Annotated in this window: 14 protein-coding genes; 7 read left to right on the forward strand and 7 right to left on the reverse strand. The window is 72.3% G+C overall.

All coding sequences use genetic code 11. The features are described from left to right. Positions 1-48: 48 nt before the first annotated feature. Positions 49-222, reverse strand: a complete 174-nt coding sequence (locus ABZ719_RS14950) for a hypothetical protein (protein ID WP_366725610.1) — start codon at positions 220-222, stop codon at positions 49-51. Positions 223-316: 94 nt separating this feature from the next. Here ABZ719_RS14950 and ABZ719_RS14955 point away from each other — a divergent pair, with 94 nt between their 5' ends. From ABZ719_RS14955 to cimA, 3 genes are all read left to right on the forward strand, one after another. After that, positions 317-919 (forward strand): TetR/AcrR family transcriptional regulator, encoded by a 603-nt coding sequence (locus tag ABZ719_RS14955; RefSeq protein ID WP_366725611.1) that lies wholly within the window; start codon positions 317-319, stop codon positions 917-919. Positions 920-1068: 149 nt separating this feature from the next. Continuing rightward, positions 1069-2367, forward strand: coding sequence for an MFS transporter (locus ABZ719_RS14960; protein WP_366725612.1), 1299 nt, complete (start codon positions 1069-1071; stop codon positions 2365-2367). Between the two features lie 284 nt (positions 2368-2651). Next, positions 2652-4256 carry a citramalate synthase gene (cimA, locus tag ABZ719_RS14965; protein WP_366725613.1) on the forward strand — a complete coding sequence of 535 codons (1605 nt, stop codon included), beginning with the start codon at positions 2652-2654 and terminating at the stop codon, positions 4254-4256. A gap of 51 nt (positions 4257-4307) precedes the next feature. Here cimA and ABZ719_RS14970 read toward each other — a convergent pair whose 3' ends face one another. Continuing rightward, the gene (locus ABZ719_RS14970; RefSeq protein ID WP_366725614.1) at positions 4308-4928 is read right to left on the reverse strand and encodes a GPP34 family phosphoprotein; all 621 of its coding nucleotides are present in this window, start codon (positions 4926-4928) and stop codon (positions 4308-4310) included. Between the two features lie 391 nt (positions 4929-5319). Here ABZ719_RS14970 and ABZ719_RS14975 point away from each other — a divergent pair, with 391 nt between their 5' ends. Both ABZ719_RS14975 and ABZ719_RS14980 read left to right on the forward strand, forming a co-directional pair. Further along, positions 5320-8343, forward strand: a complete 3024-nt coding sequence (locus ABZ719_RS14975; RefSeq protein WP_366725615.1) for a glycoside hydrolase family 3 N-terminal domain-containing protein — start codon at positions 5320-5322, stop codon at positions 8341-8343. Between the two features lie 85 nt (positions 8344-8428). Next, positions 8429-9829 (forward strand): hypothetical protein, encoded by a 1401-nt coding sequence (locus ABZ719_RS14980; protein ID WP_366725616.1) that lies wholly within the window; start codon positions 8429-8431, stop codon positions 9827-9829. Positions 9830-9837: 8 nt separating this feature from the next. On the opposite strand, the gene ABZ719_RS14985 is transcribed toward ABZ719_RS14980, so the two are convergent. The 3 genes from ABZ719_RS14985 to ABZ719_RS14995 form a co-directional block, all read right to left on the reverse strand. Then, positions 9838-10074 (reverse strand): hypothetical protein, encoded by a 237-nt coding sequence (locus ABZ719_RS14985; RefSeq protein WP_366725617.1) that lies wholly within the window; start codon positions 10072-10074, stop codon positions 9838-9840. Positions 10075-10168: 94 nt separating this feature from the next. Continuing rightward, positions 10169-10405: a DUF397 domain-containing protein gene (locus ABZ719_RS14990; RefSeq protein WP_366725618.1), complete on the reverse strand. Its 237-nt coding sequence runs from the start codon at positions 10403-10405 to the stop codon at positions 10169-10171. Next, positions 10402-11223 (reverse strand): helix-turn-helix transcriptional regulator, encoded by an 822-nt coding sequence (locus ABZ719_RS14995; protein WP_366725619.1) that lies wholly within the window; start codon positions 11221-11223, stop codon positions 10402-10404. The genes ABZ719_RS14990 and ABZ719_RS14995 overlap by 4 nt, the downstream gene beginning before the upstream one ends. 112 nt (positions 11224-11335) lie before the next feature. Between ABZ719_RS14995 and ABZ719_RS15000 the strand changes: the two genes are divergently transcribed. Next, positions 11336-11749 (forward strand): ATP-binding protein, encoded by a 414-nt coding sequence (locus ABZ719_RS15000; protein ID WP_366725620.1) that lies wholly within the window; start codon positions 11336-11338, stop codon positions 11747-11749. Positions 11750-11753: 4 nt separating this feature from the next. Here the strand turns inward: ABZ719_RS15000 and ABZ719_RS15005 are convergent, their stop codons facing one another. Together ABZ719_RS15005 and ABZ719_RS15010 are read right to left on the reverse strand one after the other, a co-directional pair. Beyond that, a complete protein-coding gene (locus tag ABZ719_RS15005; protein ID WP_366725621.1) occupies positions 11754-13418 on the reverse strand; it encodes a sigma-70 family RNA polymerase sigma factor in 1665 nt (554 codons plus the stop codon). Positions 13419-13581: 163 nt separating this feature from the next. Further along, positions 13582-14199: a YceI family protein gene (locus ABZ719_RS15010; RefSeq protein WP_366725622.1), complete on the reverse strand. Its 618-nt coding sequence runs from the start codon at positions 14197-14199 to the stop codon at positions 13582-13584. Positions 14200-14458: 259 nt separating this feature from the next. Between ABZ719_RS15010 and ABZ719_RS15015 the strand changes: the two genes are divergently transcribed. Continuing rightward, a complete protein-coding gene (locus ABZ719_RS15015) occupies positions 14459-14965 on the forward strand; it encodes a hypothetical protein (protein ID WP_366725623.1) in 507 nt (168 codons plus the stop codon). Positions 14966-15051: the final 86 nt, after the last annotated feature.

Consider the following 15051-nt stretch of genomic DNA (forward strand, 5'->3'; position numbering starts at 1 on the left):
GCCTCGTCATCTCCAGAGAAGGGGGACGGGGCCGCGGTGGTCGGGGGCTCAGCGGCCGAGGGCCTCGTACAGTCCGAGGACCAGGACGCCGACCGAGGCGACGGCGGCGAGGGACTGCAGGGGCCGGCGAGCAGGAGGCGGGCAAGCGGTGAGCACCTTGTCAGGTTGCTCGCCCGAGGCTAACTCCCATTCCTCTCCCATCGGGTGTGGGAGAATCGCCATCTGTGCAGGTCATCGCCTTAGTGGTTCGAACTACGGCGGTATCCACTGCATCACCCAGCAGCAGCCGAAGGTCTGACAGGTACAGGAGCAGCAGATGGCCGGTGCGGCACGGGCCCGCAGGAACGCGCCGCCCCGCGAGGAGGTCCTCGCCGCCGCCATGGAGATGATCGCCGAGCGCGGTCTGGAGAAACTCACCATGGCGGCGCTCGGCCGCGAGGTCGGCATGAGCAGCGGCCATCTGCTCTACTACTTCGGCTCCAAGGACGAGCTGCTGCTGCGCACGCTGGAGTGGAGCGAGAGCCGCCTCGGTGCCGAACGCGGACGGCTGCTCACCCGGGCCTGCTCCGCCCGCGAACGCCTGGACGCCTACGTCGGCCTCTACCTCCCCGACGGCCACCGCGACCCGCACTGGACGCTGTGGCTGGAGGTCTGGAACCGCTCGCTGACCGCCGACGACGACGCCCGCGAGCGGCAGGCCGCCATCGAGGGCGCCTGGCACCGCGACCTGGCCGCGCTCGTGGCCGAGGGCGTCTCGCGCGGCGAGTTCCGCCCCGTCGACGCCGACCGCTTCGCCACCCGGCTGCGCGCCCTCCTCGACGGCTTCGCCATCCACGTGGCGATCGGCCTGCGCGGCACCGGCCGGGAACGGGTGCTCGGCCACGTGCGCGAATTCCTGGACGCGTCGCTGAACCGCTAGACCCGCTCGCGCACCGCGTCGCCGGACCGCTGGACCCGCTCCCGCCACCCCCGCCGGCTCCCGCCGCGGCCCCAGCCGCTTCCCGTCGCCGTGCGCCGGCCGGCTCCGCCCGATGCGTCGGCCGTGTCCCGGCGGGGCAATGAGGGCTCATGGGACGAGAGCAGTGGAAGAAGATCTGGGTCGGTTCGGCCGGCAACATGGTGGAGTGGTACGACTGGTTCGTCTACGCCAGTTTCGCCACCTACTTCGCCGGGGCGTTCTTCCCGCACGGGAACCCGACCGCCCAGATGATGAACACCGCGGGCATCTTCGCGGTCGGGTTCTTCATGCGGCCGGTGGGCGGCTGGCTGCTCGGCCGGGTCGGCGACCGCCGGGGCCGCAAGGCGGCGCTGACCCTCACCGTCACCCTGATGTCCGCCTCCGCCGTCCTCATCGCCGTCGCACCGACCTACGGGGTCGCCGGGTACGGGGGCGCGCTGGTGCTGCTCCTGGCCCGGCTGCTCCAGGGGCTGTCGGTCGGCGGCGAGTACGCGGCGAGCGCCACCTACCTCACCGAGGCCTCCGACCCGCGCCGGCGCGGCTTCGCCTCCAGCTTCCAGTACGTGTCGATGACCGCCGGCCAGATCGTGGGCCTCGGCCTGCAGATCCTGCTCCAGCGGACCATGTCCGACGACGCGCTGCACAGCTACGGCTGGCGCATCCCGTTCGTGGTGGGCGCGCTCGGCGCCGCCGTCATCTTCTACCTGCGGCGCAGCATGCTGGAGACCGAGGTGTACGAGGCCGACGACAGCGGTGAGGAGCGCGGCACGCTGCGCGCGCTGTGGGCGCACAAGCGGGAGGCGCTGCTGGTGATGGCGCTGACCATGGGCGGCACGGTGGCGTACTACACGTACACCACCTACCTCACCAAGTACCTGTCCAACTCGGCGGGCCTGCCCAAGCGGACCGCGACGCTGGTCTCCTTCACCGCGCTGATCGTCTTCGCCTGCCTCCAGCCGCTCGCCGGACGCCTGTCCGACCGGATCGGCCGCCGCCCGCTGCTGATCACCTTCGCGGTCGGCTCGACCTTCCTGACCGTGCCGATCATGACGCTGCTGCGGCACGCGGGCAGCTTCTGGCCGGCGCTCGGCCTGTCCCTGCTCGCGCTGGTCGTGGTCACCGGCTACACCTCCATCAACGCCTGCGTGAAGGCCGAGCTGTTCCCGACCGGCGTGCGCGCGCTCGGCGTCGCCCTGCCGTACGCCTTGGCCAACGCGCTGTTCGGGGGCACCGCCGAGTACGTCGCCCTGTGGTTCAAGAAGGCCGGGGCCGAGTCCGGGTTCTTCTGGTACGTGGCGGCGTGCGCGGCCGTCTCCCTGGTGGTGTACCTCACCATGCGGGAGACCCGCGACCTGGACCTGACCCGGGTGAAGAACACCGGGGCGTCCACACTGACGCCCGCATCCTGAGACATCGATGAGGACGGGGGCAGGACTGTGCCAGACTGCTCCCGTGCTCTCGTTCGCCATGATTATTGGCAGCAGGCGCGCCGGTCCGCAGTGACCGTCACGTACGACCAGGTACGGGCGGCCACCGTCGTCCTCGACCCGCGCGCAGACCTCTCGCACCCGCGAGGGGTCTTTCGTTTTCCCGGCCCACCTTCAGCCGGGGACGGGGCGCGCGGGAGGATTGGGGGGACGGTGGAGCCGGTTATTCCGGTACGACCGAGATCCCACATCAGGAGCCTTGAGACATGTCCGAAACCAGCCGGCTGGACGATTCGTTCCACGTCTTCGACACCACCCTGCGCGACGGCGCCCAGCGGGAGGGCATCAACCTCACCGTCGCCGACAAGCTGGCCATCGCCCGCCATCTGGACGACTTCGGCGTGGGGTTCATCGAGGGCGGCTGGCCCGGCGCCAACCCGCGGGACACCGAGTTCTTCGCCCGCGCCAAGGACGAGATCGCCTTCCGCCACGCCCAGCTGGTCGCCTTCGGCGCCACCCGCCGGGCCGGCGCCAAGGCCGCGGACGACCCCCAGGTCAAGGCGCTCCTGGACTCCGGCGCCGAGGTGATCACGCTGGTCGCCAAGTCCCACGACCGGCACGTGGAGCTGGCGCTGCGCACCACGCTGGAGGAGAACCTGGAGATGGTCCGCGACACCGTCTCCCACCTGCGCTCCCAGGGCCGCCGCGTCTTCGTCGACTGCGAGCACTTCTTCGACGGCTACCGCGCCGATCCCGAGTACGCCAAGTCCGTCGTCCGGGCCGCCTCCGAGGCCGGCGCCGACGTCGTCATCCTCTGCGACACCAACGGCGGCATGCTCCCCGCCCAGGTCCACGCGGTCGTCGCCACCGTGCTGGCCGACACCGGCGCCCGGCTCGGCATCCACGCCCAGGACGACACCGGCTGCGCGGTCGCCAACACCCTGGCCGCCGTCGACGCCGGCGCCACCCACGTGCAGTGCACGGCCAACGGGTACGGCGAACGCGTCGGCAACGCCAACCTCTTCCCGGTCGTCGCCGCGCTGGAACTCAAGTACGGCAAGCAGGTGCTCCCCGAGGGCCGGCTGCGCGACATGACCCGGATCTCGCACGCCATCGCCGAGGTCGTCAACCTCACGCCCTCCACCCACCAGCCCTACGTCGGCCTGTCCGCCTTCGCCCACAAGGCGGGCCTGCACGCCTCCGCCATCAAGGTCGACCCCGACCTGTACCAGCACATCGACCCCGAGCAGGTCGGCAACACCATGCGGATGCTGGTCTCCGACATGGCCGGCCGCGCCTCCATCGAGCTGAAGGGCAGGGAACTCGGCATCGACCTCGGCGGCGACCGCGAGCTGGTCGGCCGGGTCGTCGAGCGCGTCAAGGAGCGCGAACTCAAGGGCTACACCTACGAGGCCGCCGACGCCAGCTTCGAACTCCTGCTGCGCGCGGAGGCCGAGGGCCGGCCGCTGAAGTACTTCGACGTCGAGTCCTGGCGGGCCATCGTCGAGGACCGCCCCGACGGAACCCACGCCAACGAGGCCACCGTCAAGCTGTGGGCCAAGAAGGAGCGCATCGTCGCCACCGCCGAGGGCAACGGACCGGTCAACGCCCTCGACCGCGCCCTGCGCGTCGCCCTGGAGAAGATCTACCCCCAGCTGGGCTCCCTGGAGCTGGTGGACTACAAGGTCCGCATCCTGGAGGGCCGGCACGGTACCTCCTCCACCACCCGGGTCCTCATCTCCACCTCGGACGGCAAGGGCGAGTGGGCCACGGTCGGCGTCGCCGACAACGTCATCGCCGCCTCCTGGCAGGCCCTGGAGGACGCGTACACCTACGGCCTGCTGCGCGCCGGGGTGGACCCGGCGGCGTAGGAACGCTCGTCCGGATCGGGGCGGGGCCGCCGACGCCCCGCCCCCGCCCGGTCAGGGCCCCCGCCAGATGTTGTCGAAGGCGGCGTTCTCCACGCGCCGCCGCTGGCGCACGCCCTCCAGTTCGGTGACGGCGTCGCCGACGGCGGCCAGCACGGTCACCGCGCTCTCGTCCTCGGGCTCGGCGGCCCGCTCGGCGCCGGCCGGGTCCGGGGCCACGCCCAGCGCGGCGGCCAGGGCGGCGAGGACCGGTTCGCGGGCGGCCCAGCGGTCGGCGGAGGACCGCCGGTCCGGTGCCCCGTCGGCCGGCACCACCCGGTCCACCGGGCGGCTGGGCAGCCAGCGGTGGCGCCGGACGGTGCCGAGCTGCCCCTCCGCCTCCAGCGCGGCCGTGTAGTGCGCCGCCAGCCCGCGCCCGCGCCGCCACAGCCAGTCCTCGACGCTCTCGTACGGCTCCCGGCCCACCACGGCGGCCGCCGCCTCGTCCAGGAGCGGGTCGCCCGCCAGGGTGCGCGGACCCGGCCGCAGCCGGTCCCCGATGAGCAGGGCCGCCCCGCTCGCCAGCAGGTCGACGAGCTCGGCGCCGGCCAGGGCGAGCGAGAGGTCCCCCTGTTCGACCGGATGGTCACCGGGCACGTCCAGGGTGACGAAGAGCAGATCGCGGGCTGTGCTCATGCCGGGCTCCCGGTGACAGGTCGGACACGACGGTGGCCCGACGATACGTCACCCCAGGTGCCACTTCCGGTTCGCCGCCCCCGTGCACGACCGGATCGGCGCGCGGGCGCCGTCGGCGGCGGAGTCGCCGGTGACGTCCGGGCACTCGCCGGCGGGGGTGTTCACCGTGGAAGCGGTGAGGCAATGACGGCGCGCGGCCCGCGTCGAGGGGCCGCGCGTTCAGAACCCGAAGGGACAACGCTCGTTCCCCGTACGGGCGTTGCCTGTGTACCGGTTGTGGCGTGAAGCCTTGACGCCGTGAGGTGGTCCCCTTTGACTCACGCTGTGAACTAAGCCCTGAGTTGAGCGTTCAGCGACGTGTCGGAACAATCCGGATACCGAGGGAAGGTCCATGCGAAGAACCGCCCTGCTCGCCTCCGCCGCCCTGCTCACCGCCCTGCTGCCGCTCGGCGCGGCCGGTGCCGCCGCCGGTGCGGACGACCCCGCCCCCGTGCCCGTCGACCGCTTCGAGGGCGAGGTGCCCTTCGCGAACCAGCCCGCCGACGGCATCTTCACCTGGGGCGGTGACGGCGACGACGCGCCCGCGCTCCGGCTGGCGGAGCGCCCCGACGCCCCCGAGGGCACCAAGGTCCTGGCCGGCACCTACGACATCAGCGGCTACGGCGGCTTCACCCACGACTTCGCCGCCGGCCGGCCCGCCCACGACTGGTCCGCCCACCGGGGCGTCCGCCTGTGGTGGGAGGGCCGCGCCACCGGCAGGAAGATCCCCTTCGAGATCAAGGACGGCGGCGCCGACGGCGAGGCGTCCGAGCTGTGGATGACGTCCTTCACCGACGACTTCACCGGCTGGAAACAGATCGAACTGCCCTTCACCGACTTCACCTACCGGACGGACTACCAGCCCGTCGGCGGCATCGACCACGTCCTGGGCCTCACCCAAATGTGGGGCTACGCCCTGACGCTGCCCACCGGCGTCAAGGGCGAGTTCGCCCTGGACGACGTGGAGCTGTACGGCCGGGCGGACCAGTCCCTGCGCGCCTCCGTCACCACGGACGCGGCCGTGTACCCGGTGCCGGAGGGCACCGCCGCGGCCGTCCGCGTCACCGTCGCCACCACCGGCTCCGCGCCCCTCGACGAGCCGGTCACCGTCGCCTACACGACCACGGGCGGCACCGCGCGGCCGGGCGAGGACTACACCCCCGTCTTCGGCACCCTCACCTTCCCCGCGGGCACCGCCTCCGGCACCTCCCGCACGGTCCGCGTCCCCACCCTGAAGGACCGGTCGGCCGAACCGGCCGAGACGATTCCGCTGAAGCTCACCGTCACCGGCGCCAAGGCCCCCGCCGAGACCCCCCAGGTCGTCGTGGACGCCCACGGACTGCCCTACCTGGACAGCCGCCTGCCCGTGAAGAAGCGGGTCGCCGACCTGGTCTCCAGGATGTCCCTCGCGGAGAAGGCCGGACAGATGACCCAGGCCGAGCGCGGCGCGATGTCCGCGCCCGGAGACATCGCCTCCTACGCCCTCGGCTCGCTGCTCTCCGGCGGCGGCTCGGTCCCCGAACCCAACACGCCCGAGGCCTGGGCGAGGATGATCGACGGCTTCCAGCTGCGCGCGCGGGCCACCCGCTTCCAGATCCCGCTGATCTACGGCGTGGACGCGGTGCACGGCCACAACAACCTGGCCGGGGCCACGGTCATGCCGCACAACATCGGCATCGGCGCCACCCGCGATCCGGCACTCGCCGAGAAGACCGGCGCGGTCACGGCGGCCGAGGTGCGCGCCACCGGCGTGCAGTGGGACTTCGCGCCCTGCGTGTGCGTCACACGCGACGAGCGCTGGGGCCGCTCCTACGAGTCCTTCGGTGAGGACCCGGCCCTGGTGGAGTCCATGGAGACGGTCGTCCAGGGCCTCCAGGGCCGGGCCGACGGCCGGGACCTGGACCGCGCCGACAAGGTGCTGGCCACCGCCAAGCACTTCCTCGGCGACGGCGGCACCGAGTACGGATCCTCGACCACCGGCACGTACACCGTCGACCAGGGCGTCACCAAGGTCACCCGCCAGGAGCTGGAGGCCGTCCACCTCGCGCCCTTCGCCAGGGCCGTGGACCGGGGCATCGGCACCGTCATGCCCTCCTACTCCTCGCTCGACATCGCCGGCGACGGACGGGGCCCGGTGAAGATGCACGCCCGCGCCGACATGATCGACGGCGTGCTCAAGGGCCGGATGGGCTTCGACGGCTTCGTCATCAGCGACTGGAACGCCATCGACCAGCTCCCCGGCGACTACGCCTCCCACGTGCGCACCTCGGTCGAGGCGGGCCTCGACATGATGATGGTCCCCTACACCTACAAGGAGTTCAGCACCACCCTGGCCGACGAGGTGAGGGCGGGCCGGATCAGCGAGCGGCGCGTCGACGACGCGGTCTCCCGCATCCTCACGCAGAAGTTCCGGCTGGGCCTGTTCGAGCACCCCTACGCCGACACCTCGGGCGCCGCCCGGATCGGCTCCGCGGCGCACCGGGCGGTGGCCCGGCAGGCGGCGGCCGAGTCCCAGGTCCTGCTGAAGAACAGCGGCGGCGTCCTCCCGCTCAGGAAGGACCAGAAGGTCTACGTCGCCGGATCCAACGCCGACGACCTCGGCAACCAGACGGGCGGCTGGACCATCACCTGGCAGGGCGCCTCCGGCACCCACACCCAGGGCACGACCATCCTCCAGGGCATGCGGAACGCCGGCGGGAACGTCACCTACTCCAAGGACGCCTCCGCGCCGACGAGCGGCTACGACGCCGGGGTGGTCGTCGTCGGCGAGACCCCGTACGCCGAGGGCGTCGGGGACGTCGGCAACGGCCACGACCTCCAGCTCTCGGCCGCCGACAAGGCGGCGGTGGACAAGGTGTGCGCCGCGATGCGGTGCGCGGTGCTGATCGTCTCGGGCCGGCCCGAGCTGATCGGTGACCGGCTCGGCGCGATCGACGCGCTCGTCGCCTCCTGGCTGCCCGGCACCGAGGGCGACGGCGTCGCGGACGTCCTCTACGGCAAGCGAGCCTTCACGGGTCAGCTCCCGGTGACCTGGCCGAAGTCGGAGGGGCAGCTGCCGGTCAACGTCGGTGACGCCTCCTACGACCCGCAGTTCCCCTACGGCTGGGGGCTGACGACGCTGACGCACGTGCCCACGGGCGGCACGACGGCCCTGCGGGCGCTCGGCGTGGCCGCGGCGGCGGCCGAACGCGCCCACGCCGCGCAGGCGGGCCGCGCCCTCGTCACCCGGGCGCGGCTGATCGTCCAGCAGAGGGCGGCCGGGCGTGGCATGAGCGCGGCGGTGGCGAAGCCCTTCGCCGACGCCGACCACCTGCTGCTCACCGGCCGCTACGGCGCGGCGGTGGAACGGCTGACGGCGGCCTACCGGGCGGCATGAGAACACGGTGGGGGGCACCCGCTGCGACGGGCGCCCCCCACCGGCGGGGACACCCTCCTTGTCTCATTTCAGGTAGCTTCGAGATATGAAGGCCGTCGCCCCGCCCCGGGCCCCCGTCAGACTGCTGGCAGCACTGACCGTGGCCGTCCTGGCCGCCCTGTCCCTCCTGCTGGCCGGCGTCCCGCGCGCCGAGGCGGCGACCGGCGTCTCGACCATCGCCCAGGCCCTGCGCAAGAGCCCCGTCTACGTCGACCCGGCCGCGTCCGCCCAGTTGCCGCCCGCCGACGCCGACGCGCTGGCGCGCACGATCAAGGACGCCGACAAACCCCTGTTCATCGCCGTCCTCCCGGCCGGCTACCCCACCCAGAACCTCTTCACCGACCTGCGCACGGCCACCGGCATCACCGGCGCCTACGCCGTCCGCCTCGGCGACCGCTTCGACGCCCGCGCCGATGCCCGGGTGCTGCCGCGCACCGCCGTGCAGAACCTGGTGACCAGCGTCCAGGGCGAGAGCGCCGCCACCCAGCTCAAGGACTTCACCGACCGGGCCCTGGCGAACATGCACGGCTCGGCGCCCTCCACCTGGGGCACCTCGGGCCGCTCCACCGGTATGTCGGGCACCGCCCTGATCACCGGCGCCGCGGTCCTGGTGGCGGCCGGCGTCGGCGCGTACGCCCTGGTCCGGCGCTCCTCCCGGCGCCGGGAGGCGGACCAGCGGGCCGCGCTGGAGAAGCTGCGGGTCGTCGTCGACGAGGACATCACCGCCTTCGGCGAGGAGCTGGACCGCCTGGACTTCCACCCGGCCGAGCCCGGCGCGGACGACGCCATGCGCGCGGACTACGAACGCGCGCTGGACGCCTACGAGCAGGCCAAGCAGTCCATGGCCGCCGCCCGGCGGCCCGAGGACGTCCGCGCGGTCACCCAGGCCCTGGAGGACGGCCGCTTCTCCCTCGCCCTGCTCGCCGCCCGCCGCGAGGGCCGCCCGCTGCCCGAGCGCCGCCCGCCCTGCTTCTTCGACCCCCGTCACGGTCCCTCGGTCAGCGACGCCGACTGGACCCCGCCGGGCGGCGCGCCCCGCCGGGTCCCGGTCTGCGCCGCCGACGCCACCCGGCTGGCCGACGGCCACGACCCGGTGATCCGCGAGGTCGACACCGCCGAGGGCCGCCGCCCCTACTGGGACGCGGGCCCCGCCTACGGCCCCTGGGCCGGCGGATACTTCGGCGGCGGCATCCTCCCCGGCCTCCTCGTCGGCACCGTCCTGGGCAGCATGATGGCCGGCCCGGCCTACGCAGCCGACTACGGCACCGGCTACGGCGACTTCGGCGGTGACGGCTTCGGCGGCTACGACGGCGGCGACGTCTCGGGCGCCGACTTCGACCCCGGCGACTTCGGCGGCGGCTTCGGCGACGGAGGCGGCTTCGGCGGTGGCGGGGACTTCGGCGGAGGCGGCGGGGGAGGGGGCGGGGACTTCGGGGGCGGGTTCTGAGCCCGCTCTCACCGCTCGTCGTGACGGCGCCGTACGGACCCCCGTGCCGCGTACCGCGCACCGGCGGCATGCCACCAGCGGGGCGGGGACGGTCCGTCCACCACCGAGGACGGCTGATCGGGATGGAGGCCGAGCCGCCGCAGGGCGCGGGCCTCCACGTTCACCGCGACCGTGCCGTGCCAGTGCCCGTCCTCGTCCCTGCGGCACATGAGGTCGATCCTGATCTCGTGCTCCTCGAACGGCATCCAGTCGATGCCGCGCTCCCGCAGTCAACCGAGCAGGAAGGGCCCCGCGCCGGGCCGCCCCGGCAGGTTCGGGTACGAGGCGAGGTGAACCCAGTCAGCCGGCGACTCGGTCAAGGAACTCACTCCAGGCTGCGGGGGAGACGGTGAGAACGGGGCCGACGGGGGCGGCTTTGGAGTCACGGATGTGGACGGCGGCGGGGTGAGCGGCGACCTCTACGCAGTTACCGCCCTCGTTGCTGCTGTAGCTGGACTTGCGCCAGGCGTAGGAGACTTCGAGGCAGTCGCCGCCCTCGCTGCCGCTGTAACTGGACTTGAACCATGCGGTCTTCATGACTCTCCTAGCAGTCCGTGCAAGAGGCGCACACTTTTGTCAGGTGAGAGGGCCTGTGACCGCAGCATTCCATACTTGTGGTGGTAGTCGCAGACCTCGTCCGGGTCATCGACAAGGAAACTGGCCCGCTGTACTTCCAGGTAGGCGAGACGCTCATGTTCCGGTGTCTCCAGCAGTGTCATTGGACCCGCTAGCCCGGCGTGTGGCATTTGGTCCATGGGCATGATCTGGAAGCTCATGTGGACGGGCTTGGTGTACTCCAGGATCTGACGGAACTGCTTCCGCATGACATCCGGCCCGCCTACCTGACGCTTCAGTACGCTCTCTTCGATGATGAAGTGCCCCACCGGGGGGTGTTCGCGTCGCCAGAGCAACTGCCGATCCATGCGGGCGGTCACCCATTGCTCTGCTGTTTCGCTTCCTAGCGACGGATAGCGGGAGTCGAAGGCGGCGAGACAGTATTCCCTGGTCTGAAGAAGTCCAGGCACCATTTGCGTCTCGTAGGTCAAGATGCCCACCGCTTCCTGCTCGTGCTCCACCAGCCCCTGCGCGAACTGCACCACCCGGTCCCGTACCGGCAGGCGCGCCACCAGTACCGCCAACGCCCCGCCCGTCTCCAGCAGTTCGTCGAACTGCTCGGCCCGGTCCGGCTGGAGGGCCAGCCGGCCCTGCTCGATCGAGCCCACGGTGTCGACATGGACGCTGGCCGCCTCGGCGAACTGCTCCTGGGTCATCCGGGCCCGCCTGCGGTAGTGGGCGACCAGTGAACCGACGGCCTGCCAGGTCCCGACTTTCCTGTTCTTCTTCCCCGAGTGCATGGCCGGTCCTTTCCCCCGTGGGCGTGCGAAGTGAGCCGACTGGAGTCGTAGCGATGAGGAGTACGATCTCACTCGTTGGTCCACTGTAGTGACGCACAGTGACACTCGTCTCATGAACGTGGAAGTCCAACACCCCCTCACGCGCGCGGCGTTCTTCCGGAGGGACCGCAGGTCGGTGCGGATCGCACGCGAGTTCGTACGCGCCGCGCTGGCCGACTGGGAGCTGACGGCGCGCGGCGAGGACGTACTGCTCTGCGTGAGCGAGCTGGCCACCAACGCGCTGCTGCACGGCGTACCGCCAGGGCGCGGTTTCGCCGTGCTCCTCACGCTGCACGCGGGCGGCGTCCTGCGGGTCGAGGTGCACGACAGCGGGGGCGGCCAGGTGCGGGAGCCGGAGGCGTCGGCGGAGTCGGAGCACGGCAGGGGACTGCTGCTGGTGGCCGCGCTGGCCGACAAGTGGGGTGTGGAGGGGCGGGTGCCCGGCAAGACCGTGTGGTGCGAGTTCGGGGGCCCGCGCCCCGCCTGAGCGCCTACATCTTCGCGCCGAAGTCCTGCGTCCACCACGGTCCGCCGGAGCCCTTGTGGACGCCGACGCCGATGTTCTTGAAGGAGCAGTTGAGGATGTTGGCGCGGTGGCCTGGGCTGTGCATCCAGGAGTCCATCACCGACGCCGGGGTCTGCTGGCCGCGGGCGATGTTCTCGCCGTAGGCGGACCAGCGGTAACCGGCGGCGGTGATGCGCCGGCCCGGGTCCTTGCCGTCGGGGTCGGTGTGGTCGAAGAAGTCGCGCGCGGCCATGTCGTCGGAGAGGCCCTGGGCGGCCGCGTCGAGCTGCGGGTCCTCGGTGAGGGGACCGCAACCCGCCTTCGCCCGCTCCTTGTTGACCAGGGCGACGACCTGGGCCACGGTGCCCGCCGGGGCGGGCGGCGCCGGGTGCGTGGCGGGGGCGGTACGGGTCGGCCGGTGCGGCTGCTTCGACGTGGGCGAGGGCGTACTCCGGTGCCTGCGGGGGCTGTTGGACGCGCTCGGGCTCTTCGACGGCGAGGCGGAGGCGGTGGGGGAGGGGGAGGCGGACGGTGACGTCGGCGCGGTCGTGGCGGGGTGGGTCGCCGGTGCGGCCAGGCCGGTGACCGGCGTGACCGGGGTGCGTACCGCCGTGTCGCCGGCGTCCTGGGCCGCCGTGCCCGGACCGCCGCCGAAGTACCAGAGGCCGGCGCCCGCCACACAGGCGGCCACGGCCGCCGCGCCCGCCGCCCGTCGCCGGCCGCGACGACGGCGGGCCGCGCTGCGGGCGGCGGCCCGGCCGCCGGACCGGGCGGAGGCGGAGGCGGGGGACGCTGCCGGGCCGGACGCGGACGTGGCCGGGGGCGCGTAGCCGGCGGGCGCACCGTCGAAACCGGGGCGTAGGTGCGACAGCAGCGCCACCGGCACCGGGACCAGCGCGAGCCCCGCCAGCAGTCCTTCGGCGGGCATCAGGCCGCTCCACAGGCCCGCGCAGTGCACGCACGCGCGCGCGTGCCGGGCTATGCGCTTGCGCCACAGGGCGGACGGACGGCCGTCCCAGCCCGCCGCCAGGACGCCGCTCAGCTCCGCGCAGCGCGGCCGGGAGTCGAGCGCCCGGACGACCACCCGGGCGGCTTCCAGCTGCGCCTTCATCCGCTGGACGCGCACCGCCGTGTGCTGCGGGGACAGCCGCAGCGCCGCGGCGACCTCCGCGCGGGTCAGTTCACCCGCGCACTCCAGCCACCACAGCGACAGCAGCGCCCGGTCGTCGGGCTCCAGCCAGCGGGTGGCCCGCGCCGTCTCCTGCCGCTGGCCGGACAGTTGCAGCCGGACCATGGTCAGGTCGACGAAGTCGCCCCCCGGGTCGGCGACCTCGCCGGCGTCCTCCACGGCGTGCGGGGCGGCCTGCCGGTCCTGCCAGTGCGCCCGGACCCGGTTCATCGCGATCGCCACCAGCCAGGAGCGGAAACTCGCGGGGTCCCGCAGTGAGTCCAGCCCGTCCAGGGCCCGCAGCATGGTGTCCTGCACGACGTCGTCGACGTCCACGGAGCCGTTCAGCGCCCGGCCCACGACGTTGTAGACCAGCGGCAGATACGCGCCGACCAGGGTGTCCTGGGCCGCCGGGTCGCCCTCGCGGGCGGCGGTCACCAGGGTCACCAGGGCGGCCGGGTCCACCGGGTGCGGTGTGCTCATACGAGAAATTCCCTGTCCCTCGGCGTCGGTCGATGATGTCCGATGCCTGGGAGACCGGGGGAGGGGAACCGGATAACAGTTCCCCGCCGGAAAGTTCCCGTCAGTTTTCGTCACCTGCCCGGGACCCTCCGCGGTGGCCCGCGAGACGGTTCCCGGGGAGCGCTCAGCCCTGCTTGATCGCCGAGATGTCGAAGTTGAGCTTGATCTTGTCGGAGACCAGGACGCCGCCCGTCTCCAGCGCCGCGTTCCAGGTCAGGCCCCACTCGGAGCGCAGGATCTCGGCCTTGCCCTCGAAGCCGACGCGCTCGTTGCCGAAGGGGTCCTTGGCCGCGCCGTTGAACTCCAGGTCGATGCTGATCGGCTTGGTGACGCCGAGGATGGAGAGGTCGCCGGTGATGCGGTAGTCGTCGCCGCCCAGGGACTCGGCCGCGGTGGAGCGGAAGGTCATCGTCGGGAACTCGTCGGTCTTGAAGAAGTCCGCGCTCTTGAGGTGCCCGTCGCGGTCCGCGTTGCCGGTGTCGATGCTGTCCATCGTGATGTCGAGCGTGGCCGTGGACTTCGACGGGTCGGTGCCGTCCAGGTGCAGGGTGCCCGTGAAGTCCGTGAAGGCGCCCTTGACGTTGGTGACCATGGCGTGCCGCGCGACGAACCCGAGCGTGGAGTGCGCGGGGTCGATCGTGTACTCGCCGGTCAGCGCGGCCGTCTCGGGCGCCGCGGCGGGGGCCGGGACGGACGCGGTGGCGGTGGTCTCGGTGTCGTTCTTGCGGCCGAAGATGCCCATGGCGTGCTCCTTGGGGACGGGGTGCGCTCGGCGTCAAGGGGGAACGCCGAGGACGTTGAATGTTCAACTAGAGCCAACAGGGACGACAGTAGCCCCATTCCGTTCAACTTTCAACATCATTCGCGGCGTGTTTTCCGGCTCACGCACGGTCACGCCGGACGCCCTCTGGCGAACGCGCGTAGACCTCGGGCACCATCGGCGTGCACCACCTGCACAGCCGTCGCACAGCAAGCCCGGCCCACCGCAGGAAGGGGTTCCCATGAAGGCCGCCAAGGCCCGTGCCGTCGTCACCGCTCTCGCCCTCGTCGTCGCCCCCGGCGTCGCCGTCGTCGGCACCGCGACCGACGCCTTCGCCGTCACCAAGATCAGCCACGCCACCGCGACCGGGATGTTCCGCCAGTCGGGCATCACCTGGTCCTCCTCCGGCAACTGCTCGGACCGCAACAACCCGACCTGTACGTCCTTCGACCAGCTCAACCTCCCCACCGCCCAGGGCGCCCAGACCCTCAAGAGCGCCAGCGGCTGCGCCCTGAACATCACGGGCGGCACCGAGACCGGCCACGCCTCGGGCACCTACTCCCACTGGAACGGGTACAAGCTCGACTACGGCAAGAACACCTGCGTGACCAGCTACATCAAGAACGCCTTCACCTACATCGGCCTGCGCGGCGACGGAGCCCCGCAGTACAAGTCCGGCTCCGGCAACATCTACGCCGACGAGGGCAACCACTGGGACGTCCTCTACTACAACTGCGGCGGCTGCTGACCCGGCAGGCCGTGCCCGTCCCGCGGGCGGCGGCGGCACCGCGCCGCCACCGTCCGCGGGGCCCGGCACCGTTGACGGACGCCCGG

This window comes from Streptomyces sp. NPDC006743 (genome assembly GCF_040703815.1).
Taxonomy (GTDB): domain Bacteria; phylum Actinomycetota; class Actinomycetes; order Streptomycetales; family Streptomycetaceae; genus Streptomyces.